Annotated in this window: 30 protein-coding genes and 6 pseudogenes; 28 read left to right on the top strand and 8 right to left on the bottom strand. The window is 55.5% G+C overall.

The window, feature by feature from the left end; all coding sequences use genetic code 11:
- The first annotated feature begins 3 nt into the window (after positions 1-3).
- The 5 genes from fliS (at position 4) to AC6I8M_RS18615 (ending at position 1,604) form a co-directional block, all read left to right on the top strand.
- Positions 4-405, top strand: a complete 402-nt coding sequence (gene fliS, locus AC6I8M_RS18635) for a flagellar export chaperone FliS (protein WP_010618617.1) — start codon at positions 4-6, stop codon at positions 403-405.
- Positions 406-447: 42 nt separating this feature from the next.
- Positions 448-642 carry a hypothetical protein gene (locus tag AC6I8M_RS18630; protein WP_498013559.1) on the top strand — a complete coding sequence of 65 codons (195 nt, stop codon included), beginning with the start codon at positions 448-450 and terminating at the stop codon, positions 640-642.
- A complete protein-coding gene (gene fliT / locus AC6I8M_RS18625; protein ID WP_318285193.1) occupies positions 560-778 on the top strand; it encodes a flagellar protein FliT in 219 nt (72 codons plus the stop codon). Before AC6I8M_RS18630 ends, fliT begins: the two co-directional genes overlap by 83 nt.
- Before the next feature lie 307 nt (positions 779-1,085).
- Complete coding sequence (locus AC6I8M_RS18620) at positions 1,086-1,325, top strand: TylF/MycF/NovP-related O-methyltransferase (protein ID WP_022548617.1); 240 nt, start codon at positions 1,086-1,088, stop codon at positions 1,323-1,325.
- Between the two features lie 42 nt (positions 1,326-1,367).
- Complete coding sequence (locus AC6I8M_RS18615) at positions 1,368-1,604, top strand: class I SAM-dependent methyltransferase (protein ID WP_022548618.1); 237 nt, start codon at positions 1,368-1,370, stop codon at positions 1,602-1,604.
- 96 nt (positions 1,605-1,700) lie between these two features.
- On the opposite strand, the gene yedD is transcribed toward AC6I8M_RS18615, so the two are convergent.
- A complete protein-coding gene (yedD, locus tag AC6I8M_RS18610) occupies positions 1,701-2,162 on the bottom strand; it encodes a lipoprotein YedD (protein WP_022548619.1) in 462 nt (153 codons plus the stop codon).
- 207 nt (positions 2,163-2,369) lie between these two features.
- Here yedD and AC6I8M_RS18605 point away from each other — a divergent pair.
- The 7 genes and pseudogenes from AC6I8M_RS18605 to AC6I8M_RS18575 all read left to right on the top strand — a co-directional run.
- Positions 2,370-2,498: pseudogene (locus tag AC6I8M_RS18605) on the top strand (Tar ligand binding domain-containing protein); the annotation flags it as partial.
- A 75-nt stretch (positions 2,499-2,573) separates the two neighbouring features.
- A pseudogene (locus AC6I8M_RS18600) lies at positions 2,574-3,026 on the top strand (methyl-accepting chemotaxis protein); the annotation flags it as partial.
- Positions 3,027-3,035: 9 nt separating this feature from the next.
- Positions 3,036-3,194, top strand: a complete 159-nt coding sequence (locus AC6I8M_RS18595; protein ID WP_010618622.1) for a hypothetical protein — start codon at positions 3,036-3,038, stop codon at positions 3,192-3,194.
- A 6-nt stretch (positions 3,195-3,200) separates the two neighbouring features.
- On the top strand, positions 3,201-3,920 hold the full coding sequence (locus tag AC6I8M_RS18590) for an extracellular solute-binding protein (RefSeq protein WP_498013558.1): 720 nt from the start codon (positions 3,201-3,203) through the stop codon (positions 3,918-3,920).
- Positions 3,904-4,119, top strand: a complete 216-nt coding sequence (locus AC6I8M_RS18585; protein WP_010618624.1) for a hypothetical protein — start codon at positions 3,904-3,906, stop codon at positions 4,117-4,119. Before AC6I8M_RS18590 ends, AC6I8M_RS18585 begins: the two co-directional genes overlap by 17 nt.
- Positions 4,120-4,192: 73 nt before the next feature.
- Entirely contained in the window at positions 4,193-4,516 is a 324-nt protein-coding gene (locus AC6I8M_RS18580) for a DUF6388 family protein (protein WP_010618625.1), read from the top strand.
- 338 nt (positions 4,517-4,854) lie between these two features.
- Positions 4,855-5,094: a DinI-like family protein gene (locus AC6I8M_RS18575; protein WP_010618626.1), complete on the top strand. Its 240-nt coding sequence runs from the start codon at positions 4,855-4,857 to the stop codon at positions 5,092-5,094.
- A gap of 17 nt (positions 5,095-5,111) precedes the next feature.
- On the opposite strand, the gene AC6I8M_RS18570 is transcribed toward AC6I8M_RS18575, so the two are convergent.
- The gene (locus AC6I8M_RS18570; protein WP_010618627.1) at positions 5,112-5,378 is read right to left on the bottom strand and encodes a hypothetical protein; all 267 of its coding nucleotides are present in this window, start codon (positions 5,376-5,378) and stop codon (positions 5,112-5,114) included.
- A 220-nt stretch (positions 5,379-5,598) separates the two neighbouring features.
- Between AC6I8M_RS18570 and AC6I8M_RS18565 the strand changes: the two genes are divergently transcribed.
- A complete protein-coding gene (locus tag AC6I8M_RS18565) occupies positions 5,599-6,189 on the top strand; it encodes an acyltransferase (RefSeq protein WP_010618628.1) in 591 nt (196 codons plus the stop codon).
- A 24-nt stretch (positions 6,190-6,213) separates the two neighbouring features.
- On the opposite strand, the gene AC6I8M_RS18560 is transcribed toward AC6I8M_RS18565, so the two are convergent.
- Both AC6I8M_RS18560 and AC6I8M_RS18555 read right to left on the bottom strand, forming a co-directional pair.
- Positions 6,214-6,717, bottom strand: coding sequence for a hypothetical protein (locus tag AC6I8M_RS18560; RefSeq protein ID WP_498013557.1), 504 nt, complete (start codon positions 6,715-6,717; stop codon positions 6,214-6,216).
- A 391-nt stretch (positions 6,718-7,108) separates the two neighbouring features.
- A pseudogene (locus AC6I8M_RS18555) lies at positions 7,109-7,484 on the bottom strand (hypothetical protein); the annotation flags it as partial.
- A gap of 141 nt (positions 7,485-7,625) precedes the next feature.
- Between AC6I8M_RS18555 and AC6I8M_RS18550 the strand changes: the two are divergent.
- The gene (locus AC6I8M_RS18550; protein ID WP_010618631.1) at positions 7,626-8,261 is read left to right on the top strand and encodes a helix-turn-helix domain-containing protein; all 636 of its coding nucleotides are present in this window, start codon (positions 7,626-7,628) and stop codon (positions 8,259-8,261) included.
- 97 nt (positions 8,262-8,358) lie between these two features.
- Here the strand turns inward: AC6I8M_RS18550 and AC6I8M_RS18545 are convergent, their stop codons facing one another.
- Positions 8,359-8,568 carry a hypothetical protein gene (locus AC6I8M_RS18545; RefSeq protein ID WP_010618632.1) on the bottom strand — a complete coding sequence of 70 codons (210 nt, stop codon included), beginning with the start codon at positions 8,566-8,568 and terminating at the stop codon, positions 8,359-8,361.
- 243 nt (positions 8,569-8,811) lie between these two features.
- Here AC6I8M_RS18545 and AC6I8M_RS18540 point away from each other — a divergent pair.
- Positions 8,812-10,023 (top strand): annotated as a pseudogene (locus AC6I8M_RS18540) (diguanylate phosphodiesterase).
- A gap of 39 nt (positions 10,024-10,062) precedes the next feature.
- Here AC6I8M_RS18540 and AC6I8M_RS18535 read toward each other — a convergent pair.
- The gene (locus AC6I8M_RS18535; RefSeq protein WP_010618633.1) at positions 10,063-10,284 is read right to left on the bottom strand and encodes a hypothetical protein; all 222 of its coding nucleotides are present in this window, start codon (positions 10,282-10,284) and stop codon (positions 10,063-10,065) included.
- 249 nt (positions 10,285-10,533) lie between these two features.
- The gene (locus tag AC6I8M_RS18530; RefSeq protein ID WP_318285191.1) at positions 10,534-10,875 is read right to left on the bottom strand and encodes a biofilm development regulator YmgB/AriR family protein; all 342 of its coding nucleotides are present in this window, start codon (positions 10,873-10,875) and stop codon (positions 10,534-10,536) included.
- A 462-nt stretch (positions 10,876-11,337) separates the two neighbouring features.
- Between AC6I8M_RS18530 and AC6I8M_RS18525 the strand changes: the two genes are divergently transcribed.
- A complete protein-coding gene (locus tag AC6I8M_RS18525; RefSeq protein ID WP_010618635.1) occupies positions 11,338-11,538 on the top strand; it encodes a hypothetical protein in 201 nt (66 codons plus the stop codon).
- Between the two features lie 660 nt (positions 11,539-12,198).
- On the opposite strand, the gene fliE is transcribed toward AC6I8M_RS18525, so the two are convergent.
- Positions 12,199-12,510, bottom strand: coding sequence for a flagellar hook-basal body complex protein FliE (fliE, locus tag AC6I8M_RS18520; protein WP_010618636.1), 312 nt, complete (start codon positions 12,508-12,510; stop codon positions 12,199-12,201).
- 277 nt (positions 12,511-12,787) lie between these two features.
- On the opposite strand from fliE, the gene fliF reads away from it, so the two are divergent.
- From fliF to fliR, 12 genes and pseudogenes are all read left to right on the top strand, one after another.
- On the top strand, positions 12,788-14,509 hold the full coding sequence (gene fliF / locus AC6I8M_RS18515; protein ID WP_010618637.1) for a flagellar basal-body MS-ring/collar protein FliF: 1,722 nt from the start codon (positions 12,788-12,790) through the stop codon (positions 14,507-14,509).
- Positions 14,506-15,468 (top strand): flagellar motor switch protein FliG, encoded by a 963-nt coding sequence (gene fliG, locus AC6I8M_RS18510; RefSeq protein WP_010618638.1) that lies wholly within the window; start codon positions 14,506-14,508, stop codon positions 15,466-15,468. The genes fliF and fliG overlap by 4 nt, the downstream gene beginning before the upstream one ends.
- A complete protein-coding gene (gene fliI, locus AC6I8M_RS18505) occupies positions 15,468-16,823 on the top strand; it encodes a flagellar protein export ATPase FliI (protein ID WP_010618639.1) in 1,356 nt (451 codons plus the stop codon). The genes fliG and fliI overlap by 1 nt, the downstream gene beginning before the upstream one ends.
- Positions 16,824-16,847: 24 nt before the next feature.
- A pseudogene (gene fliJ / locus AC6I8M_RS18500) lies at positions 16,848-17,291 on the top strand (flagellar export protein FliJ).
- Positions 17,288-18,553: a flagellar hook-length control protein FliK gene (locus AC6I8M_RS18495; protein WP_010618641.1), complete on the top strand. Its 1,266-nt coding sequence runs from the start codon at positions 17,288-17,290 to the stop codon at positions 18,551-18,553. Before fliJ ends, AC6I8M_RS18495 begins: the two are co-directional and overlap by 4 nt.
- A 130-nt stretch (positions 18,554-18,683) precedes the next feature.
- Positions 18,684-19,169 (top strand): flagellar basal body-associated protein FliL, encoded by a 486-nt coding sequence (fliL, locus tag AC6I8M_RS18490; RefSeq protein ID WP_010618642.1) that lies wholly within the window; start codon positions 18,684-18,686, stop codon positions 19,167-19,169.
- A gap of 34 nt (positions 19,170-19,203) precedes the next feature.
- Complete coding sequence (gene fliM / locus AC6I8M_RS18485; protein ID WP_498013833.1) at positions 19,204-20,181, top strand: flagellar motor switch protein FliM; 978 nt, start codon at positions 19,204-19,206, stop codon at positions 20,179-20,181.
- Positions 20,174-20,584 carry a flagellar motor switch protein FliN gene (gene fliN, locus AC6I8M_RS18480; protein WP_010618645.1) on the top strand — a complete coding sequence of 137 codons (411 nt, stop codon included), beginning with the start codon at positions 20,174-20,176 and terminating at the stop codon, positions 20,582-20,584. The genes fliM and fliN overlap by 8 nt, the downstream gene beginning before the upstream one ends.
- Positions 20,560-20,946 (top strand): annotated as a pseudogene (fliO, locus tag AC6I8M_RS18475) (flagellar biosynthetic protein FliO); the annotation flags it as partial. The gene fliN and the pseudogene fliO, both read left to right, overlap by 25 nt.
- A 36-nt stretch (positions 20,947-20,982) precedes the next feature.
- Positions 20,983-21,717 carry a flagellar type III secretion system pore protein FliP gene (gene fliP, locus AC6I8M_RS18470; RefSeq protein ID WP_041387643.1) on the top strand — a complete coding sequence of 245 codons (735 nt, stop codon included), beginning with the start codon at positions 20,983-20,985 and terminating at the stop codon, positions 21,715-21,717.
- Between the two features lie 41 nt (positions 21,718-21,758).
- A complete protein-coding gene (gene fliQ, locus AC6I8M_RS18465) occupies positions 21,759-22,028 on the top strand; it encodes a flagellar biosynthesis protein FliQ (protein WP_010618647.1) in 270 nt (89 codons plus the stop codon).
- Positions 22,028-22,816, top strand: coding sequence for a flagellar biosynthetic protein FliR (gene fliR / locus AC6I8M_RS18460; protein ID WP_010618648.1), 789 nt, complete (start codon positions 22,028-22,030; stop codon positions 22,814-22,816). Before fliQ ends, fliR begins: the two co-directional genes overlap by 1 nt.
- Positions 22,817-23,026 lie beyond the last annotated feature (210 nt).

Below are 23,026 nucleotides of genomic sequence, written 5' to 3'. Positions count from 1 at the left end.
AATATGTACGCTAAATCGGGAACGCAGGCCTACGCACAGGTCGGTCTGGAAAGTGCCATGTTAAGCGCCAGCCCACATCAGCTGGTGGTTTTACTGTTTGATGGCGCGCTCAGCGCCATGAAGAAAGCCACCATTCTGATGGATCAGGGCGACATTCCCGGTAAAGGTCAGGCGCTGTCGAAAGCCATTAATATCATTACTAATGGCTTACGCACCGGGCTGAATCATGAAGCCGGTGGAGAGATTTCTGCCAATCTGGATAATCTTTACGAGTACATGACCCGCCGTCTGCTGGAAGCCAACCTGCACAACGATCCGGCAGCGATTGCGGAAGTCGAGCGCTTGCTGAGCAATATTGCCGATGCGTGGAAACAAATTGGTCCTCACGCCGTTCAGGAAGCGTAACCATGACTTCAGATAACGACCTGCTGCAGGGGGTATCAGCGTTTGCTCAGCCTGAGTAATCAGATGTTGAAACAGGCGCGCCAGGGGCACTGGGATGATTTAGTGGCCAGTGAGGCAGCTTACGTAAGCAGCGTTACGCACGTGGCGCGCGACCGTGATACCCTCCGCCCTGCCTGCTGCGCTGCGTGTCCAGTTACGGCCAATGCTGAAGCAGGTGAAGCAGGTGATGGACAATGAGCTTGAGATTAAGCAGCTGATGGCGACCCGCATGGAAGAACTGCGTTCGCTGGTCCAGCAAACCACGCAGCAACAGAAAGTCACCAACGCTTATGGTCGTTTTTCCAGTCAGGTGCTTTCCCCCAGCGATTTATAATCCTCTCTGTCAGGGAGACGCCGTTCTCCTTGGATTCTTACCGCCCCCCGCCATACTAAGCGTTTAATTACCCCCTTAAACTGAGCCTTATTACCGCCTTGAATGATGGCAACTGTGGCACATTTAACGCAGACCTTCTCAGCCTTGCCGGCTGTATTCTCTCTTTATAAGGCAACGACATGCTCGATATCGCGGATTTAAAAGTTTTTTTTCAGGAGCCTGAAATACAGCAGCTCATCGATGACACCTGGGATAAGGTCGGTGATACTCTGCACAGGCGCAGGCAGAATTACCGGCAGAGCTGGCCATGGCGCGCCGTGAGCTCTCTTTCCATAGCGATGTAAAATGCCTGGGTTATCTTTGCTGGTTACTCGAGCATAATAATGTGGCGGGTGACATCATTGAAATCGGCGTGTGGAAAGGTAAATCGACTGCTTTCATGAATGAAATTTGCCAGCATAAACGTCGCATTATCAGCATCGATCCCATGGAACTGGCAAATCAGGAAAGTGAACTGCGCTTTTATCACGAAAAGCTGTTTCCCTAGGTTAATCTCATCCGTGGCTACTCTGAATTAAGTATTGAGCGGGTGCAGGCCCTTAATCCGCGTGCCGTATTACTGCATATTGATGGCGGACACGAAGGCCGCCATGTATTGCTCGATTTCCTGTTATATTCGCCCACCCTAGTGCAAGGCGGCTTTATCGTCTTTGACGATTATCGCGATCACCAGTATTCACCGCAGGTCGGTCCTGCGGTGGATTTATTACGGGCGGGTGGCTATTTTAATGGTTTCGATGTGATTGGCAGTTTGCCCGGCTTTTAAAACAGCTATTTATTGCAGAAGCGATAACCGTTCCAGCCTGATGAAATGTCCTCTCCCGCAGCCGGGAGAGGAAGAAAAGCATTTCAGCTCTGTCCTTTATTTCTCTGCCGTGACCGGCTTGAGAATCTGCGGCTCAATATCCTGAATCAGCGCGTCGCCAAGGCGCTTTGCCACTTCGTCCAGCGCCTGCTGGCACTCGACGGTTGGGCGATCCACTTTACGCAGCGTCAGGCCATCATAGTGCAGCTCACCGTTCACCAGCGTGAGCGGCATCACGCGCGCCTGACGGTTAACGTTAACCCAGTCATCATCCAGGCGCGTCAGCTTGACTGGTTTGGCAATCACCCGTTGCCACTGGCGGCAATCAAGGGTAGCGCCATCAGCGCTGACGATCAGGCTGGCCATGGCCTCGCTGCTGATCAGCTTGCTCTGCGGCCCCATCGTCTGCCAGTTACCCTGCAGTTCCAGCGGTGCCGGGGTTTTTACCGCTTCGTCATAACTGTTGATTTGCGCACAGCCGCTCAGCGCCAGCGCGGCCAGTACCATCCACTTTTTCATCTTCGGTCCCTACACTCGCATCAATGGCGGCTACGTTATAATGTTTTCCCGGCGTGACGCAAGGTATCTGCCGTGGATTCCCCCTTCTCTTTCTCCGGCGCCCTCAAGCTGTTCAACTCTTCGCCGATAACCTGATGTGAAGTCTAAAGCACCTGCACCCATAACAATATTGACGACTTACTCACCCTGGTTTCGGAGAACGCTGTTATGCTATTGACCCTTCGCGCACGTCTGGCTGCGATTGTCAGCATGCTGTGCCTGTTACTGATTATTGCTGCCGTCTGGGGAATTATCGGCCTGCGCGCTGCCGATCAGCGCGCGCAAAATGCCTATCAGAACGAGCTGCTCCCGCTGCAATACTCCTCACGCCTGTACCGCATGGTGCAGGAGCAATTCGCTACCCTGGATGAAATCGCCTTCCAGACCAACCTGCTGGCACTGAATGCGGCGGTGGAAGCGGCGCGCGCCGGGGAACAGGGACGCGGCTTCGCGGTGGTGGCGTCAGAGGTACGTCAGCTGGCGCAGCGTTCGGCCGGTGCCGCACAGGAGATCAAGGCGCTGATCGATGCCAGCGTGGGCAAAGTCGAAGCCGGCAGCGCATTGGTGCAGCGCTCTGGCGAGATGCTCAACGACATCAATCACGGCGTGGCGCGCATGGTGGATATTGTCGGCGAGATCGCCGTGGCCAGCCGCCAGCAATCCAGCGGCATTGAGCAGGTGAACACCGCGGTAATCCAGATGGACGGCGCCACCCGACAGAATGCATCGCTGGTGCAGCAGGCCAGCGAGGCCAGCCAGACGGTGAGCCAGCATGCCGGTTTGCTGGTTGAAAAAATGGCGTTCTTCCGCCTGCAGCAGCCATAAGGAGCCGCCATGAAGCGTACCATAATCGCGCTGCTGGCTGCGCTGCCGCTGCTCAGCCAGGCCGCCACCACGCTCAATATTGCCACCATTGCCAATGGTGACATGACCATCATGCAGCAGCTGTCGAGCCGTTATGAACAGCAGCATCCGGACGTGAAACTACAGTAGCACGTGATGGATGATGGCGCCCTGCGCCAGGCGGTGCTGGCAGCAATGAACAGCGGTGATGCAAAATTTGATGTGATTACCGTGGGTACCTATGAAGCGCCGCTGTGGGGTAAAAAAGGCTGGCTGGCGCCGCTCAATAACCTGCCGCCAGAGTATGACAGCGACGATCTGCTGACGCCGGTGCGCAAAGCACTATCCTGGCAGCAAACGCTGTACGCGCTACCGTTTTACGGGGAAAGCAGCATGACCTATTACCGCAAAGATCTGTTTGCGGCGAAAGGGCTGACCATGCCGGACGATCCCGACTGGACCGACATCAAAAATTTCGCGGCGAAACTCACCGATCCTCAGCACAGTATCTATGGCCTGTGCCTGCGCGGCCAGCCCGGCTGGGGCGATAACGTGGCCCTGCTCACCACCATGGCCAACGCCTATGGTGCGCAGTGGTTTGACGATCGCTGGCAGCCGACGCTGAATTCGCCAGAGTGGCATGAGGTGCTGACCGATTATCTCGCGATGGTGAAACAGGATGGTCCGCCGGATACGGCCAGCAATAGCTTTGGCCAGATCCTGCGTCTTACCGCACAGGGAAAATGCGCGATGTGGATCGACAGTACCGTCGCCGCCGGGCTGCTGATCAACCCGCAGATCTCGCTGGTAGCGGACAAGCTGGCGTTTGCGCCAGCGCCTAGCGCCTTACGCCGCTCAGGTGCGCAGCGCGATTGAATCCGCCACCGTCGATCAACCGACATTGAACACCGTACCTTACACCGGTGTGCAGTACGTCAGTATTGCTGGCTTTGATCAGATGGGTAACGCCGTCGGGCAGAATCTGGCGGCGCTGCTGCAGGGCAAGCTGACGGTGGACCAAACGCTGGAAAAAAATCAGCAGGACGTGACGCGCCTGCAAGCCGCACAGCAGTAAACATTCGGGGTTCCTGACAAGTCGCCGTGTGCGGGTTACACTAACGCGCAATTTGACCGGCAGGAACCCCCGAATGAAAACCCCTGAAGAGTATTACGCCCAGGCCCGCAGCATGTTTTTCACCGCCCACCCTGATTTTCAGGCCGCGCTGGATGAACTAAGTGAGAGTGATGCGCGCGCCGCCAATATGTCCCTGCGTGAACTGCGCGTGTGGCACGCCGAGCGCATCTATGCCGCGTTTCTGCGTCAGAAGAAGCTCGACGGCATGCTGTTCTCCATCCAGCTGGCGGAACCGGATAAAGCGGTTGCTGCACAAGCGATTGAAACCTATCTGAAATCTCACGCGGAAGCGCTGGGTATGACGTGGGAAGAGTTCTGTATGAAGAACGAGTTATAAGCGATGCACTGATAAAAAGGCGAGTCGGAGAGAAATTCCCGGGGAAAAAGTTGTACAAGATGGTAAAAGTTGTATAACTTAATACTCACGACGACTGTCGTCGATTGTCCTTGAACGAAAGGTGCTATTGCACCGCCTCTGGAGGTGTTGCTGGATTTCCACCTCCAGAGGTTCGATTTTTTGCGTGCGCCCTCTGCTTTTTCCCGCTTTACTCCCCTGTCATTGCATCTTTACTCCACGCTGTTTCACCCGTATGAAAATAATTGCCGCCCTGCCGTTTGTCACTGGTTTTATTTACAGTAATATGACGCTCCCACTTTGATTACTGGAATGCCCTGATGTTTGTGGAGCTGATTTACGACAAGCGCAACGTAGCCGGTTTACCGGGCGCGCGGGAAATGATTTTGCAGGAGCTGGAGAAACGCGTGCAGCGCGTCTTTCCGGATCTGGAGGTGCGGGTTAAGCCGATGGAGCGTAACGCCATCGAAACCGATATGAATAAAAACGACAAGGCGACGATTGCGCGTATTGTTGAAGAGATGTTCGATGAAGCCGAGATGTGGCTGGTGGCCGATTAGGCCACCAGCAGCCGCGCTTAGCTTTCCTGCTCGCTGTGATTGATGGCGATTTCCAGATCCTGAATCGCCTGATCGATATCATCCAGCAGCTGTCCCTGCTTGTTGATCAGCGTATCGAAACGCGTGGCGTACTCTTTATCCTTATACTCCCCGGCATCAAAGGCCAGCCAGTGGCTGGAAAGCGTCTCGGTGTTGGTCTGCGCATAATGACGCATCTCTTTTAGCTGTGAGGTGACATCACACAGGTAGTCAGTTTTGGTTTTGATTGCCTCTGTATCACTCATGCTATTTTCCTTTTTGCTGATAAAGCCAGTTAAAATAACGCCTGAGCAATTAAAGTTAGCAGATAATAGCGAAGCCGCCTGCAGAATTATCTTAACTTACTCTCCATTCCTGTGCTGATTGAGATGAATTGACGTCAGATTTACCGCTTTTCTTCCGCTACAGACTGTTGCCTTCGCACCTATAATGGCACACCAGCCCCGATCATCCGGAGAATGCATTGTGTCGACTGAACCTTTCAATCCTGGTTATTACACCGAACATGAGCTGAACAGTTTCGGCTTCAAACACGTCGGTAGGCAGGTCATGGTGGCAAAAAACTGCACCATTATTGGCCTGCACAATATCACTCTTGGCGATCACGTGCGCATCGACGGATTCTCGACCCTCGTGGCTGCCGGCGATGGGTATCTGACGCTTGGCTCCTACATTCATATTGGCGGTTACTGTGCCGTACTGGCGGGTGCCGGTGTAGAAATGGAGGATTTCTCGGGGCTTTCGCAGGGCGTAAAAATCTACTCGAAAAGTGATGACTACAGTGGAGAATTCATGACCAATCCCACCGTGCCTGCCCACCTGACCGGCGTAACCTCGGGGAAAGTGGTGCTGGGCCGACATGTTATCGTCGGTTCACAATCCATTATTATGCCCGGCCTTACGCTGGCAGAGGGAACGGCGGTAGGCGCCAATTCACTGATAACGCGCGATACCGACGCGTGGTCGATCTACTTCGGCTCGCCCGCTAAAAAGATTAATAGCCGGCAGCGAAACCCACTGGAACTGGAAAAGCAGATCACGCTGCCGAACGGGTGATCAGGGCATCCCTGCCCGCCTGAATTACAGATACTTCTTCGCCAGCGCAATCAGTTCATCCTTCGCGGCGCTGCCCAGCTTAATCACGCCCTGTTCAACAAAGCTGAAGGCTTGGACAAAGTCCTTCACCCCGGCGCTGATATCCTGCGCCACCGCATCACTGGCAGCGGTGACAACAACCGGCGCTGCGGTCTGCGCGTTGCGCACGCCAAGCGTGGCGGCCGCTGAGGAGCCTGCGCTGGCCGAGCCGTTCGCCAGCGTATCCTGCGTTGCCAGCTGCTGATCGAGATCGACCGGGGCGTCCGCATGAAACGGTTGCTCAGTGCTGGCGGGCACTGCCGCTGCCGGTTGCGCGGCTTGTGTTGCGGCTGCCGGCTGTGTCGCTGGCTGGGCAAGGCTATCAGCTGCGCTGTCAGCCGCAGCCGGCACCGCAGCCGTGCCGGCCATTTCGTTCGCAAAACTCTCCAGCGGTGACAATGCCTGCTGCGCCGCAGCGCTGGTTGGGTTGATGACAGTTTGATCGCTCATAATTTTCTCCTTATTGCTAAATAAAGACCGCAGTTGATGCAAACGGACTGCGATCCGCTCGGTAATACGCATCAGGTCCTCCTTAGCGCCGCTGCTCTGGCGCGGTTTGCTGCCCGGCCGACGGCGTGGAAGGCGTTGTGGTGTGGCTGGCGCTGCGCGGCGGCTGGGCATCCAGCTTTTTCTGCAGCTCAACCAGCTGGCTGGTCAGTTCGGCGACCTTTGCTTCGCGTCGATCGGAGATGGCCCGGTACTGCTGGCGAATCTCCTCCACGCGCCGGTTGGCGTCGTTATTGACGTAAAGAAACAGAATGGTCATCGCCACACACAGCAGCGATAACAGCATCAGCAGGCCACCCAGCATCAGATGACGGCGGTGGCTTCGCACCAGCAGTTCATCGCGGTTCTCCTCCAGAGTGGTGATCAATTGATTAATCTGGCTGCGAAACTTATCGCTGTGCTCGGCTTCGGTGGTCGCCAGCAGGATACCGAGTACGTTCTTGATCAAACGTAGATCGGTCTCCAGCGATGAGATACGCCGCAGGTTTTTATCGTGACGGATACGCAGTTCATCGTTTTCCTGGCGCATCAGCGCATGGCTCTCCTTGAGAAGCAGCACCTGCTCTTTGTAGCTGGTGATGATCTCGCCGCCCGCGCGATTGCTGGTGACGATTGACGCGATCCCCGCCATCAGGGGTTTCCAGAACACCGCTGCCGCGCCACCGCCAAGCAGCAGTGCGCCTACGCATGGTGACCAAACTACTCACCATGCCCTACCTCTCTCACTTGGCGAGGGTTAGCCGGACAACCCGCTGGCCTCTCTCACCAGTGACACGGCCAGCGGCAGATTTAAGTATACTTTAAATAATTATTTAAAGTATACTTAAGTCAAGCCTGAAGGAGTTGTCAAGATGATGAAAAAAGAATCTGGTGGTGAGCGCATTCGCCAGCGCCGTAAAGCACTGAAATTAACGCAGCAGGCGCTGGCCAATGGCATTGGCGTGTCGCACGTTGCGGTTTCGCAGTGGGAAAAAGAGGAGACGGTGCCGCGTGGTAAGCATCTGCTGCGGCTGGCGGAGCTGCTGCAGTGTAGCGCGGCGTGGATTATTGATGGCGACGGCCAGCCGTTTGCCAGTACGCACGCTTCCCCCGCTCTCACTGCCGTGCCGCTGGTCACGCTGGTGCAGGCCGCGGACTGGCTGAATAAGCAACGACTGCAGTGGCAGCAGCAGGCTGTCCGCTTTCTTTACAGTGACAAACCGCTGAGCGACAGTGCTCTGGCGGTTACGCTGGAAGATGACGCCATGAACCCGGCGTATCGCGCCGGCGACCGGTTGATTTTTGATCCGCAACACGTGCCCCAGCCGGGCGATGTGGTGCTGGCGCGGGTAGACGAAGTCGCGATGGTGCGAATTATTCGGATGCACGACGAGCAAATTTTCTCGTTACGGCCGTTGAACGAAGATTTTCCCGTGCAGCAGAGTCAGAAAAGTGCGCTGGAACTGATTGGCACGCTGGTGGAAATGCGGCGGCGCGGCAGCCGCTGAAGCAGGCAAAAAACCCGCCACGCGGCGGGTCAAATCCAACAAAAGACTACGGCAAAAATCACAACGTGTCGGTGAGATGATCGACGACCACCCTCCCCTAGAGATCGGTTTGCGTTATACGGTAACTGACGCGATAAGAGCGGCGGTTACTCAGTTTATCGAACAGCACCACGCTGCCTTTGTGCTCACCGTTGGCACCGACAATATGCCATTCGGTGACATCTTCCTGTCCCCGGTTATGCAGGCGTAACAAGCTCTGTTCAACTAAACGATCGCTTTCATAAATCTTCAAATAATCACGCAACATCTTTATCACCTCCGGTTAACCCGGCTAACGATACGCTTTTCATTTATCCTTTCAATCGAATTTATTTATCGTTAACATCGCTGGCCAGCGGTTGAGTAAAAATTTCACCTAGCGTGACCCGCTAGCCGCTTCGGTTAAGTGGCATTTTATAAAATAGTTAACGATCAGGCGTCTCAGCGCTGGACAGATCCTGCCGTCTGGCTGTTAATGTAAGGCAAAATAACGATAGCGCCGGACAATCTCATGCTGACTACCATCCTTTACCGCAGCCACCTCTATGATCACGTTCCCATCAAAACGCTGGAGGATATGGTTGGCAAAGCCAATAAGAAAAACGAAGTTTCAGATGTCACCGGCATTCTGTTGTTTGATGGACGGCATTTCTTCCAGCTGCTTGAAGGACCCGATCAGGCCGTTCAGGGCATTTACGACCGTATCTGCCGCGACGCCCGCCATCACAATCTGGTGAAGCTGATGCATGACTTCGCGCCAGCCCGGCGCTTTGGTAACGTCGGTATGGAGCTGTTTGACCTGCGCGAGCACGACAAATCCAGCGTGCTACAGGCGGTGCTGGATAAAGGCACTTCGCGTTACCAGCTGACCAATGACGACCGTGCACTGCAGTTCCTGCGCACCTTCGTTGAGGCGCGGAAAAAAGAGAACTATTTCGAGATCCCGCCGGCGAATACCTAGGAATTTATTACTGATGCGGAAAGCCAGCGTCAGCTGGAGAGTTTGCAGCACTATGTGCAGGATTGCCGGTTTGCGTTTCAGCCGATTGTCCGATCCCTTCTCGCGGCGTATTACGGCCTATGAAGCGCTATTCGCACGCCGGACGGTGGTTCTCCGCAGGAGTATTTTTCTGCGTTTGGCGGCGATGCGATTTACCACGCCGATATTCAGTCCAAAAGTCTGGCCTTTAACCTAGCGAAAAATCTTGGCCTCGGCGAGCAGACGCTGACCATCAATCTGCTGCCGATGTCGCTGGTCACCGTCCCGAATGCGGTGGAGTTCCTGCTGCAGGAAATCGCGGCCAACGGTCTGGTACCGGAGCAGATCGTGGTGGAAGTGACGGAGAATGAAATCATCTCGCGTGCCGAAGAGTTTACGGCAGAAGTAAGAAAACTTAAGGCGGCCGGTATCAGCCTGCCGCTGGATGACTTTGGTGCCGGGTTTGCGGGTTTGTCGCTGCTGTCTAAATTCCAGCCGGATAAGATCAAAATCGATCGGGAAATCATCAGTGACGTGCACAAAAGCGGCCCAAAACAGGCGATTGTGCATGCCATCATTAAGTGCTGCGCTTCGCTGGAGATGGTGGTGATTGCTGAAGGCGTGGAGAAAGCAGAGGAGTGGATGTGGCTGGAAGCGGTCGGTGTCAGTCAATTCCAGGGCTATCTATTTGCCCGTCCGCAGTTTAATGGTTTCCCGACTGTGGCCTGGCCGGAAATCAAATAATTGCACACGCTGACCGCCGTGATTACGGCGGTCACGCGCTTAACACTCAGTCTCACGCGCCGGTTCCTCCAGCCGTTCACTGAGCACCACGTATTTCATCAGCTCAAACGTGCGCTGCGTCATTGGCACCGCGCTGCACGGGCGAAACCAGCCAAACTGCTTCTGGTACAGCCACACTTCCGGATGACGCTCGCCATCTTTAATCCAGTAATAACCATCATTCATAGGTTTGCCCAGCAGCCTGCGCCGCGAATCAGACATTCATGCGTGCCCGATAAAGTGATACGCCCTCTGGCGTAATGAGTAACCCTGCTTGCATGAAAGCTTACTCCAGCCAATTACTGTAGCAGATAAGAGAAGCGACCGGGCACTTAACGCTGGGCTTATTCAGATAATAAACGAGGCGGTAAAAGAATAAATGCCCCTATGCTAAGGGGCGAAGCAGATAGGCAAGCTAACATCCGTGTTACGGCAATGGAGTGGAGGAGTGGAGTACGAAAGACACAGGTTTCAGGAAGCAATATCGTCAGGCGTGCGCTGAACAATAAGTTCCAGTGCCTGGCGATAAATATCCAGCTGAACCACGTCATGTTCAGACTCTAATCGCTCCAGCAGCGCCAGAATAATATCTTTATTGCTCACGCGCAGTTTCACCGCCGCCAGCTGTTTGTAAATCAGAGCAATGATCTCTTTTTCACTGGCATATTCTGAACCCGCGTGCTGGAAATATTCTGACAATTGAGACTCTGTTGACGCCAATGCATTCTGTTCCATAACAAGCCTCATCGGGTGAGCTGCAGTGAAGACTGCAGTGATTAATCGGTTACTCAGGTTAAATTTTTGAATCAGCACAGGTAAAAAAGCAGCCTCTGAAAGTGGAAATCCACAACACCTTCAGAGGCGATGCAAAGCATCATTCGTTACGTGTGACTGACTGCCACAACCGAGAAGTTATACAAAGATGGAAAACTTGTACAACAATTCCGTTAGCATTTCGTGTGGTCAGAGGAGATTTGCACAACAATTTCGCCATTCTTTCCAAGAATAAATCGCCATTTTCACAGGAAAAATCATGCAGTTAACCTGAATAAAATATCAGACTCTGTGCTAACCCCCTCTTTCTGCTCAACAAAATTTTTTTCTCTCCTCGCTGACTCACACACTTCTATACAGCTCCCATAAACTTGTACAACTTTGCAAAACTGTACAATTTAGCCTTTCTGCGTGTAGAGTGTGAAAACGATTACGGCCGCCAGAAACGGCCACCGATCAGCTAAAATTCATCACAATAAAACCCCTGCTGGAGAGAGAGAGATGAAACAACACGAAACCAATAAGGAGCGTAAAAACGAGGGCGAGGTGCACAAAGGTTTACCGGAAACCGCACCGCATGCAGGTAATGCTTATGAAGAGGATGATCATCCAGCCCAGGATGACGCTCGTGAGTACGGTGAAATCCCGCGTACGCGCGATGATAGTCAGGATGACAAAAAAGATCCTTATCAGGATCAGTAAATTGCCTTCGATGATATCTGGACCGACCCACGGGATGTTATTTTCGCGGCCGCTGACTGCTGGCGTTAATAAGCGAAGCGGCAATGGAGATTGATCATTGAGTTTAATTAATACATTATTTTGCGGAAATTAGAGAAGGCGTGCCTTCATTTATTTCTGGAGAGCACTAATGGAAACGGGTTTTTACTGGGTAGGCAGCAGCACAACTGAGCCTGAGGTATGGTACTGGGATGCTGGACGCGGCTTTTATCGCCCGATGGAGCCTATACCGCTTTCTCTGCCTCGTTTTAAATCTGCCGGTTTTAAACTCCTGAGTGGCAAACTGACGCCACCGGAAGAGTCACACTCTGCTTAAGTTTTTGTCTGCAGGTGAGAATATTGTCAGTTACGCTGTTAAGCGCAGCGTAGCTGAACTATATTCTGTGAGGAGGACATGATAATGCAGGAAGGATTTTATTGGGTACAGCGCGGCGATGAAGAACCCGAAATCTGGTTTTTCTCTATCAGTGAAGACGGTGCCTAGTTTGAACCCACCAAAAACAATGTAATCAGTCAGCAACGTTTTGCTGAACAAGGCTACAGGGCGATCAGCGAGAAATTGTCACTGTCCTGACCCTGACAAAACCGCCTCTTTCAGGCGGTTTTTTATTGTGCGCGCCGCTAGACCTGCATGCTCATAATCTCGCTGTAGGCATTGACCAGCTTGTTACGCACCTGAATTCCCATCTGCATCGAAATCGACGATTTCTGCAGATCGACCATCACATCATTCAACTGGATGCCCGGTTTACCCAGCTCAAAATCCTGCGCCTGACTGCGCGCAGCGGTTTGGGTGGCGCTGATTTTATCCAGCGTGGCTTTCATGGTGGCACCAAAATCGAGCTGACTGGCGGACTCGGTCGGTTTGCCACTGGCCTGCAGTGACGTCAGCTGCAGCTGCTGCAGTGCGCCATCAATTGCCTGAATTGACATTGCCTGTACCTCATAGATGAAGGGTTCATTTTTTCACGGAGGAAAAGTTAACACACTGTCAATAGAACAAAGGCGCTAAATGACTGCAAAAAACCCGGCTTATTTAGCCATCGAAGTGACACGATTCATCAAATAATGCTAGGCATTAGATTGGAATTTCATTTTTTCCCCTACCCCGTCGGCCAGCAACACGGCATCAACGGGCGGGGATGCGTATCAGGGAGTCAGTTTTGCCACCTACATACACCCGGTCAATTATGTCAGGCAGGAATTGGTCATGAATGCGAGTGCAGCCGCCACACAGGATACAGCAAAGAAAGGCTTTAATGACCTTCTCGCCCGCCTGCGCGCAAATCCGCGTATTCCATTAATCGTTGCTGCCGCGGCAGCTATCGCCGTGGTTCTGGCGCTGGTGCTGTGGGCCAAAGCGCCCGACTATCGCGTTCTCTATAACAACCTCTCTGATGAGGATGGCGGCGCGATCGTTACCCAGCTCACCCAGATGAACATCCCTTACCAGTTCGCTGAAAATGGCGGCGCCCTGATGGTGCCCGCCGATAAAGAGCATGAGCTGAGTCTGCGCCTTGCCCAGCAAGGACTGCCGAAAGGGGGTTCGGTAGGCTTTGAGCTGATGGATAAAGAGAAGTTTGGTATCAGCCAGTTCAGTGAGCAGATTAACTACCAGCGCGCGCTGGAAGGTGAGCTGGCGCGCACCATCGAAACGCTCGGACCGGTGAAGAGCGCGCGCGTGCATCTGGCGATGCCAAAACCGACGCTGTTTGTTCGCGAGCAAAAATCCCCGTCTGCCTCAGTAACGCTGAACCTGCAACCGGGCCGTGCGCTGGATAAGGGCCAGATTCAGGCGATTCAGCACATGGTCTCCAGCAGCGTAGCCGGTCTGCCACTAGGCAATGTGACCGTGGTCGATCAGGCGGGTCGCCTGCTGACGCGCTCCGACAGCGAAGGCCGCGATCTTAACGATGCCCAGCTGAAATATGCCTCCGAAGTGGAAGCACGCTATCAGCAGCGGATTGAAGCCATTCTGAATCCGATTCTCGATCAGGGTAATGTGCATGCGCAGGTGACCGCGCAGATTAACTTTGACCGCAGCGAGCAGACGGATGAGAAGTATCAGCCGAATGCGAACCCAAATAACACGGCGATTCGCTCACACCAGACCAGCACCAACGTTCAGAACGGCAGCCCGTATCCGGGCGGCGTACCGGGTGCGCTGTCGAATCAGCCTGCGCCGGCTAATACCGCGCCGGTCACCAACCCGCAACAGCAGAACAATAACACTGCTAACGGCCAGCAGAACAACAACAACGCGCAGAATGCCGGCACCTCGACCAGCACCGCGCAGAGCAGCGGCCCGAGCAGCTCCAGCCGCAACGACACGGTGAACTACGAGCTGGATCGCACCATTCGTCACACCAAACTCAACGTCGGTGACGTACAGCGCCTGTCGGTCGCCGTGGTGGTCAACTACCGCGATGACCGCAAAGGCAAAGCGGTGGTCCTGAACGACCAGCAGATCAAACAGATTGAAGATCTGACCCGCGAAGCGATGGGCTATTCGCAAACGCGTGGCGACAGCGTCAACGTGGTGAACTCGCAGTTCAACACTACCGAGCCAACCGGCGGCGACCTGCCCTTCTGGCAGCAGCAGTCGTTCTTTGAACAGCTGATGACCGCCGGTCGCTGGCTGCTGGTGGCACTGGTTGCCTTCATCCTCTACCGCAAAATGGTGCGTCCGCAGCTGCTGCGTAAACGTGAAGCCGAGAAAGCCGCCGCCGAAGCCGCCGCTGCCCGTGCTGCCGCCCGTGAGGAAGAAGCCGCTTACAGCGTCCAGATCAATAAAGACGAGCTGGACAAGGAGCGCAAATCTAATAACCGCATGAGCGCCGAGGTGATGAGCCAGCGCATCCGCGATATGTCAGAAAACGATCCGCGCGTTGTGGCGCTGGTTATCCGCGAATGGATGAGTAACGAACTATGAGTCTGACCGGTACTGAAAAGAGCGCCATTCTGATGATGACCATTGGCGAAGAGCGTGCAGCGGAGGTGTTTAAACACCTCAACCAGCGTGAGGTGCTGCACCTCAGCGCCGCGATGGCCAGCATGAAACAGATTTCGCACAAGCAGCTGACCAACGTGCTACGCGAGTTCGAAACCGATGCCGAACAGTTTGCTGCGCTGAGCCTCAACTCCAACGACTACCTGCGTTCGGTGTTGATCAAGGCGCTGGACGAAGAGCGCGCCTCCAGCCTGCTGGAGGACATCCTCGAAACGCGCGAAACCACCAGCGGCATGGAAACCCTCAACTTTATGGAACCGCAGGCGGCGGCGGATCTGATCCGCGACGAGCACCCGCAGATTATCGCCACCATTCTGGTGCACCTGAAGCGCGGCCAGGCGGCGGATATTCTGGCACTGTTCGACGAGCGTCTGCGCCACGATGTCATGCTGCGTATCGCCACCTTCGGCGGCGTACAGCCGGCGGCGCTGGCGGAGCTGACCGAAGTGCTCAACGGCCTGCTGGATGGCACCAATCTCAAGCGCGCGAAGATGGGCGGCGTGAGAACCGCAGCTGAAATCATCAACCCGATGAAAACTCAGCAGGAAGAAGCGGTTATCGAAGCGGTACGCGACTTCGACGGCGAGCTGGCGCAGAAGATCATCGACGAGATGTTCCTGTTCGAAAACCTGGTGGAAGTGGACGACCGCAGTATCCAGCGCCTTCTGCAGGAAGTGGAGTCCGAGCAGTTGCTGATTGCCCTGAAAGGCGCCGAGCAGCCGCTGCGCGAGAAATTCCTCAAGAACATGTCGGCGCGCGCCGCCGATATCCTGCGCGACGACCTCGCCAACCGTGGCCCGGTACGTATGTCCGCGGTGGAGAACGAACAGAAAGCAATCCTGCTTATCGTGCGCCGTCTGGCGGCACCGGGAGCATTCTGATGACGTCACGCCTTTCGCGCTGGCTGGGCGTGCTCGACAGTTTTGAAGACCACATCAGTCAGGTGCAGACGGTGCGCCGCTATGGCCGCCTGACGCGCGCCACCGGTCTGGTGCTGGAAGCCACTGGCCTGCAGCTGCCGCTGGGCGCCACCTGCATTATTGAGCGCCACGACAACGGCACGATTACCGAAGTGGAAAGCGAAGTGGTCGACTTTAACGGCCAGAAACTGTTTCTGATGCCGCTGGAAGAGGTCGACGGCATTCTGCCCGACGCGCGCGTTTATGCCCGCGTGCACGGCGATCACAGCGGTAAACAGCTGCTGCTGGGTCCGGAGCTACTCGGCCGCGTGCTGGACGGCAGCGGCAAGCCGCTGGATGGCCTGCCCGCGCCGGAAACCGGCTACCGCGCGCCGCTGATCACCGCACCGTTCAACCCGCTGCAGCGTACGCCGATCCATGATGTGCTGGATACCGGTGTGCGGGCGATCAACGCCCTGCTCACCGTGGGCCGCGGCCAGCGTATGGGGCTGTTTGCCGGCTCCGGCGTGGGGAAATCGGTGCTGCTCGGCATGATGGCGCGTTACACCAAAACCGACGTCATCGTGGTGGGCCTGATTGGTGAACGTGGCCGCGAAGTTAAAGAGTTTATCGAAAACATTCTCGGAGCCGAAGGGCGCGCGCGTTCGGTGGTGATCGCCGCGCCGGCCGACGTTTCGCCGCTGTTGCGTATGCAGGGAGCCGCTTATGCCACGCGCATCGCTGAAGATTTCCGCGATCGCGGCCAGCACGTGCTGCTGATTATGGACTCCCTCACCCGCTACGCCATGGCGCAGCGTGAGATCGCCCTAGCGATCGGCGAGCCGCCGGCCACCAAAGGCTATCCGCCTTCGGTGTTCGCTAAGCTGCCGGCGCTGGTAGAACGCGCCGGCAACGGCATTCACGGCTGCGGTTCAATCACCGCGTTCTATACCGTACTGACCGAAGGCGATGACCAGCAGGACCCGATTGCCGACTCGGCGCGCGCTATTCTCGACGGCCACATTGCGCTGTCGCGTCGCCTGGCGGAGGCCGGTCACTATCCGGCCATTGATATTGAAGCGTCGATCAGCCGTGCCATGACCGCGCTGATTGATGAAACCCACTATGCGCGCGTGCGCCAGTTCAAGCAGTTGCTCTCCAGCTTTCAGCGTAACCGCGATCTGGTGAGCGTCGGCGCTTATGCCGCAGGCAGCGATCCGATGCTGGACCGGGCCATTAAGCTCTATCCGCAGATGGAAGCTTTCCTGCAGCAGGGCATTTTTGAACGCAGCGATTATGACGATGCCTGTCTGCACCTGCAGGCGATGTTCGGCTAACGCCGCCCGACTTGAGGTAACGCGATGAAGACAGCCAATGCGATTGATACGCTGCGCGACCTGGCGGAGCAGGATCTGGAACAGGCGGTGATCCACCTCGGCGACATGCGTCGCGGTCAGCAGCAGGCCGATCAGCAGCTCAGCATGCTGCTCGATTACCAGGATGAGTACCGTAACAAGCTCAATCAGGATATGTCCGGCGGCATCGCCAGCACGCGCTGAAGCAATTATCACCAGTTTATTCAGACGCTGGAAAAAGCCATCGAACAGCATCGCCAGCAGCTTAATCAGTGGAACCAGCGGCTGGAACAGGCGCTGAGCAACTGGCGTGAAAAGCATAAGAAGCTGAATGCCTATCAGACGCTGATTACCCGCGCGGAAGAGAACGCATTACGACAGGAAAGCCGTCTCGATCAGAAACGGATGGATGAATTTGCCCAACGGGCCGCATTGAGGAAAGGCGAATGAACACGCTGCCAACACTGCTGACACAGCTTGCTAAAACCGGCAAAGCGCAACCTTCAGCGGCAGTGGACAATCTGTCCGCTGCTGACACCCTGCCGCAGGGATTTATTACCGAGCTAGGCAACCGCCTGCTGACACTGGTTAAGCAGCAGGGGAATGGCGCGCAATCCGCTGATCTAGCTGCAGAAATTGACGCGAAAAACGTCACAAAAGCGTCATTAAGCGCGCTGTTGCAGGCACTGGACAAACCAGAGGCGTTAAACGCACTTTTACAGCCGGAAAACACTAAAGCCGGACTGAAATCAGCCGATGATAATGACAAGCGCGCGGCAAGTTCGTTAACTGCCAGCGACTTACAGAATGTGCAGACGCTGTTTGCCATGTTGCCTGCGGTGGTCGAAAACCGCAGCAGCCAGCCAGCGGATAACAGCACCCCGCTGGAGACCCGGGGTGAGGCGCGCACCAGCTTGAACGCTGCGTTACTTAACAGTTCGCTGCAAAGCGTGCTGAAAGAGGAACAGGCGAAGCCGGATGGCCAGCAATCTAAAGGCAGCGATTCGCTGACCAGCCTGACCGGTGTCAGCCATAGCCCGATGCAGAGCACTGCCGCCAGCGGCACGCCGGCCAGCAACAGCGGTATGACGCTGGATGAGAGTTTTCAGCAGGTGCTGAGCACGCTGAGCAAACCGGAAGAGCGGCGCGAGATGGTCAGCAGCCATGACAGCAGCGCGCCGGCCATCAGCATCCCGCTGAGCAGTACCAGTCCGCTGGTCAGCACCACGGCCAGCACCAGCAGCGCGCCTTCCACGCCGATTCTGAATGCGCAGCTGGGCAGCAACGAGTGGCAGCAGGCGCTGAGCCAGCAGATTGTGATGTTCAGCCGTAACGGCCAGCAGAATGCCGAATTACGTTTGCATCCGGAAGACCTCGGCGCGATACAGATCAGCCTGACGCTGGATAAAGATCAGGCACAGTTAACAATGGTTTCCAGCCACAGCCATGTGAGGGCCGCGCTGGAAGCGGCGCTCCCACAGCTGCGTACGGCGCTGGCGGAGAGCGGTATTAACCTGGGACAGAGTAATGTCAACAGCGACGCCTTCGCACAGGGCCAGAGTTATCAGGGCCAGCAGGAAGGACGTCGCGACGACCAGTACGGCAGCTTTACCCTTTCCCAGGACAGTGACAACGAGATAACGCCTATTGCCGTCCCGGCAGCCCTCCAGGCGCGCGCGACCGGCAACGGCGCTGTCGAGATCTTTGCCTGACAGCGACTAAACGCTGAAGGTAAGCGTAAAACCCGCGTCTTTTCTTCCCATTGTTTGACTTAAGACGCGGGATAATCTGTCCAGGTAAGCCGAGAGGCTTGCACATAATTCACAGGAAGTAACTGCAAACATGTCTGATAACGCGAAAGCTAAAGGCCGCAAACGTTCATTACTAATTCCGGTGTTACTGATTGTAACGCTGGCCGCTTGCAGCGTGGCAGGCTATGCAGTCTGGCGAATGATGAATAAACACGAGGGTGACAAGCCGGAGGCTGCCAAAGTGGAGCCGCCGCCCGCCCCGGTATTTTTTGCAATGGATACGTTTACGGTTAACCTAGTCAATCCCGACAACGATCCCGATCGCGTGCTGTACGTAGGCTTTACCCTGCGTCTGCCGGATGAGGATACCCGTCGTCGGCTGAATGACTACCTGCCTGAGGTGCGCAGCCGTTTGCTGCTGCTGCTTTCACGTCAAAGCGCCAACGCGCTGGCAACCGAGCAAGGCAAACAGGCCCTGGTTGAACAGATCAAACAGGTGCTGGCGCCACCGCTGGTAAAAGGTCAACCTGCGCAGGTAGTCAGTGACGTGCTGTTTACCACCTTCATTTTGAGGTGACTTAATGGGCGATAGCATTCTCTCCTAGGCTGAGATTGACGCGCTGCTCAATGGCGACAGTGACAGTGCGGAAGTAGAGAACAGTTCCAAAGGGGCCGATGGCGATATCCGCCCCTATGATCCCAATACCCAGCGTCGCGTGGTGCGCGAGCGTCTGCAGGCGCTGGAGATCATCAATGAGCGTTTTGCCCGTCATTTCCGTATGGCGCTGTTCAACCTGCTGCGCCGCAGCCCGGATATCAGCGTTGGGGCAATCAAGATTCAGCCGTACCATGAGTTTGCCCGCAACCTGCCGGTGCCAACCAACCTGAACCTGATTCACCTGCAGCCGCTGCGGGGTACTGCGCTGGTGGTGTTCTCGCCGAGCCTGGTGTTTATCGCCGTGGATAACCTGTTTGGCGGCGACGGTCGTTTTCCGACCAAAGTGGAAGGCCGTGAGTTCACCCACACCGAGCAGCGCGTGATTCGTCGCATGCTCAAGCTGGCGCTGGAAGGCTACAGCGACGCATGGAAAGCCATTTATCCGCTGGAAGTGGAATACGTGCGTTCGGAAATGCAGGTGAAGTTCACCAACATCACCACCTCGCCGAACGATATCGTGGTCAACACGCCGTTCCAGGTGGAGATTGGCAACCTGGTGGGTGAGTTCAATATCTGTATTCCGTTTTCGATGATTGAGCCGCTGCGTGAGCTGCTGGTCAATCCACCGCTGGAGAACTCGCGTCAGGAAGATAACCACTGGCGCGACAATTTGGTGAAACAGGTGCAGCACTCGGAGCTGGAGCTGATTGCCCACTTCGCTGAAACGTCGCTGCGTCTGTCACGTATTTTGCAACTGAAACTTGGTGACGTCCTGCCCATTGAGAAGCCGGACCGCATCATTGCCCACGTCGACGGCGTACCGGTACTGACGAGCCAGTATGGCACGCTCAACGGCCAGTATGCGCTGCGTGTAGAACATCAGATTAACCCGATTTTGAATTCGCTGAATGAGGAACAGCCCAATGAGTGACAGCAAAAAACCGTCCGATGATATCTCTGCGGACGATCTGTGGGCTGAAGCGATGGACGAGCAGGCGGCGACCAGCAGTGCGGCGAAGCCAGGCGATAACGTATTTAAGTCGCTTGAGGCCAGCGCCGCCAGCGGCTCGCTGCAGGACATCGATCTGATCATGGATATCCCGGTCAAACTGACCGTGGAACTGGGCCGTACCAAGATGACCATCAAAGAGCTGCTGCGCCTGACGCAGGGTTTGGTGGTGGCGCTTGACGGCCCGGCCGGCGAGCCGCTGGACATCCTGATCAACGGCTATCTGATCGCGCAGGGTGAAGTGGTGGTAGTGAACGACAAATATGGCGTGCGCATCACCGACATTATTACCCCGTCCGAATGTATGCGTCGTCTGAGCCGCTAATCATGTTAAAAAACGCGCAAACCGTTCAGCCCGCTCACGCCCAGCCGGTGGTGTCCACCAGTTCGGTCGTTGGGCAAGTCAGCAGCGTGCTGGCGGTGATCGTGCTGCTGATTCTGGCCTGCGGCTGGCTGGCGAAACGCCTCGGCTTTGCGCCGAAAGCGGTGAGCGGCCAGGCGCTGAAAGTCAGCGCCAGCGTGCAGGTTGGCCGTCAGAAGCGGGTGGTGATTGTTGATACCGCTGATGCGCGTTTAGTGCTGGGCGTCACCGCTCAGCAGATCACTCATCTGCACTCGCTGTCGCCGCTGCCACCGGAAGCGTGTCTGCCCGTCAGCGCGGCGCCGCAGGATTTTCGTCAGCTGTTTCAGAACCTGGTTAAACGTCCCGGAAAACCCCCAATGATGCGTCGATTGCTCCCTCTTCTGCCGCTGCTGATGCTGCTGGCACCGGCTGCCCATGCGCAGCTGCCGGGTTTGATCAGCCAGCCGCTGGCCAATGGCGGCCAGAGCTGGTCGCTGCCGGTGCAAACGCTGGTCTTCATTACCTCGCTGACCTTTATTCCGGCGGTGTTGCTGATGATAACCAGTTTCACCCGCATCATTATTGTGTTTGGTCTGCTGCGTAACGCACTGGGCACGCCATCCGCGCCGCCGAATCAGGTGATGCTGGGTCTCGCGCTGTTTCTGAACTTCTTTATCATGGCGCCGACCTTCGACAAGATTTACACCGATGCCTATCTGCCGTTCAGCCAGGACAAAATCAGCATGGACGTGGCGATCGACAAAGGTGCCCAGCCGCTGCGTGAGTTCATGCTGCGCCAGACGCGCGAAACCGACCTGGCCCTGTTCGCCCGTCTCGCCAACAGCGCGCCGATTCAGGGGCCGGAAGCGGTGCCGATGCGTATTTTGCTGCCCGCCTATGTCACCAGCGAGCTGAAAACCGCTTTCCAGATTGGTTTCACCGTCTTTATTCCGTTTCTGATCATCGACCTGGTGGTCGCCAGCGTACTGATGGCGCTGGGGATGATGATGGTGCCGCCAGCCACCATTTCGCTGCCGTTTAAGCTGATGCTGTTCGTGCTGGTGGATGGCTGGCAGCTGCTGGTGGGCTCGCTGGCACAAAGTTTTTACTCCTGAGTGGCTTTCCGCCCTCACCTCTCTCTCGACAGGAGCGCAACATGACACCGGAATCGGTAATGGTAATGGGCCAGGAAGCGATGCGTATCGCCCTGATGATGGCCGCTCCGCTGCTGCTGGTGGCGATGGTGAGCGGTTTGCTGATCAGTATCCTGCAGGCGGCAACGCAGATTAACGAACAGACGCTGTCGTTTATCCCGAAAATTCTTGCCGTTGCGGCCACCGCCGTGGTGGCCGGACCGTGGATGCTTAACCTGATGCTGGACTACATCCGTACCCTGTTCAGCAACCTGCCTTACATCATCGGCTAATGGTCACCCTCGACAGCAGCCAGCTGGTGCACTGGGTGGCGCAATTCTTCTGGCCGATGGTGCGTTTGCTGGCGCTATTTGCCAGCGCCCCGCTGCTGAATGAACGTTCGATTCCCAAACGGGTCAAAATTGGACTGGCGGTGGTGACAACCTGGATTCTGATGCCGCTGCTGCCTCCGGTCGAAGTGACGCTGTTTACCCCGGCCGGTTTCTGGATGCTGGTACAGCAGTTGCTGATTGGCGTCGGTATTGGTCTGACCATGCAGCTGGCCTTTTCTGCCATGCGGCTGGTCGGTGAGATGATTGGTCTGCAGATGGGCCTCTCTTTTGCCACCCTGCTCGACCCGAACAGCCGGATCAACATGCCGCTACTGGCCCGTTTTCTCGACATGCTGGCGATGCTGCTGTTCCTGACCTTCAACGGTCACCTGTGGTTGATCTCATTACTGGTGGACAGTTTTCACACATTGCCGATTAACGATCAGCCACTCAACGCCAACGCCTTCATGGCGCTGACCAAAGCTGCCAGCCTAATTTTCCTTAATGGCATGATGTTAGCGCTACCCTTAATAATTCTGCTCCTCACGCTAAACTTGGCACTAGGTTTGTTAAACCGCGTTTCACCTCAGCTGTCGGTTTTCGCCATCGGCTTCCCAATCACCTTAACGGTGGGGATCCTGAGTCTGGGTATGATGATGCCGTTGCTTGCACCTTTCTGTGAACATCTGTTCGGTGAAGTCTTTGATTTACTCGCGCAGTTTGTATCAGAACTTTCCCCTGCCCGTTGATTAACGATACTGTTAACTTTCTTATACGATAGTTAAGTAATCAAAAACATTTTATGCATTTTTCGAACCGTATTTTTCAAAATATCAACTGAGGATATTCTCATAAATGCGCATTTATAATGAAAATTATTCTTATTAAACGGCGCTTCGCGTATTTTAGTCAGACGATTCCTAAGCCGGTTAAGCCGGTGAATCGGTTGATAAAATGCT

The organism is Type-A symbiont of Plautia stali (genome assembly GCF_059731155.1).
This window is presented reverse-complemented; position numbering and strand designations above follow the sequence as displayed.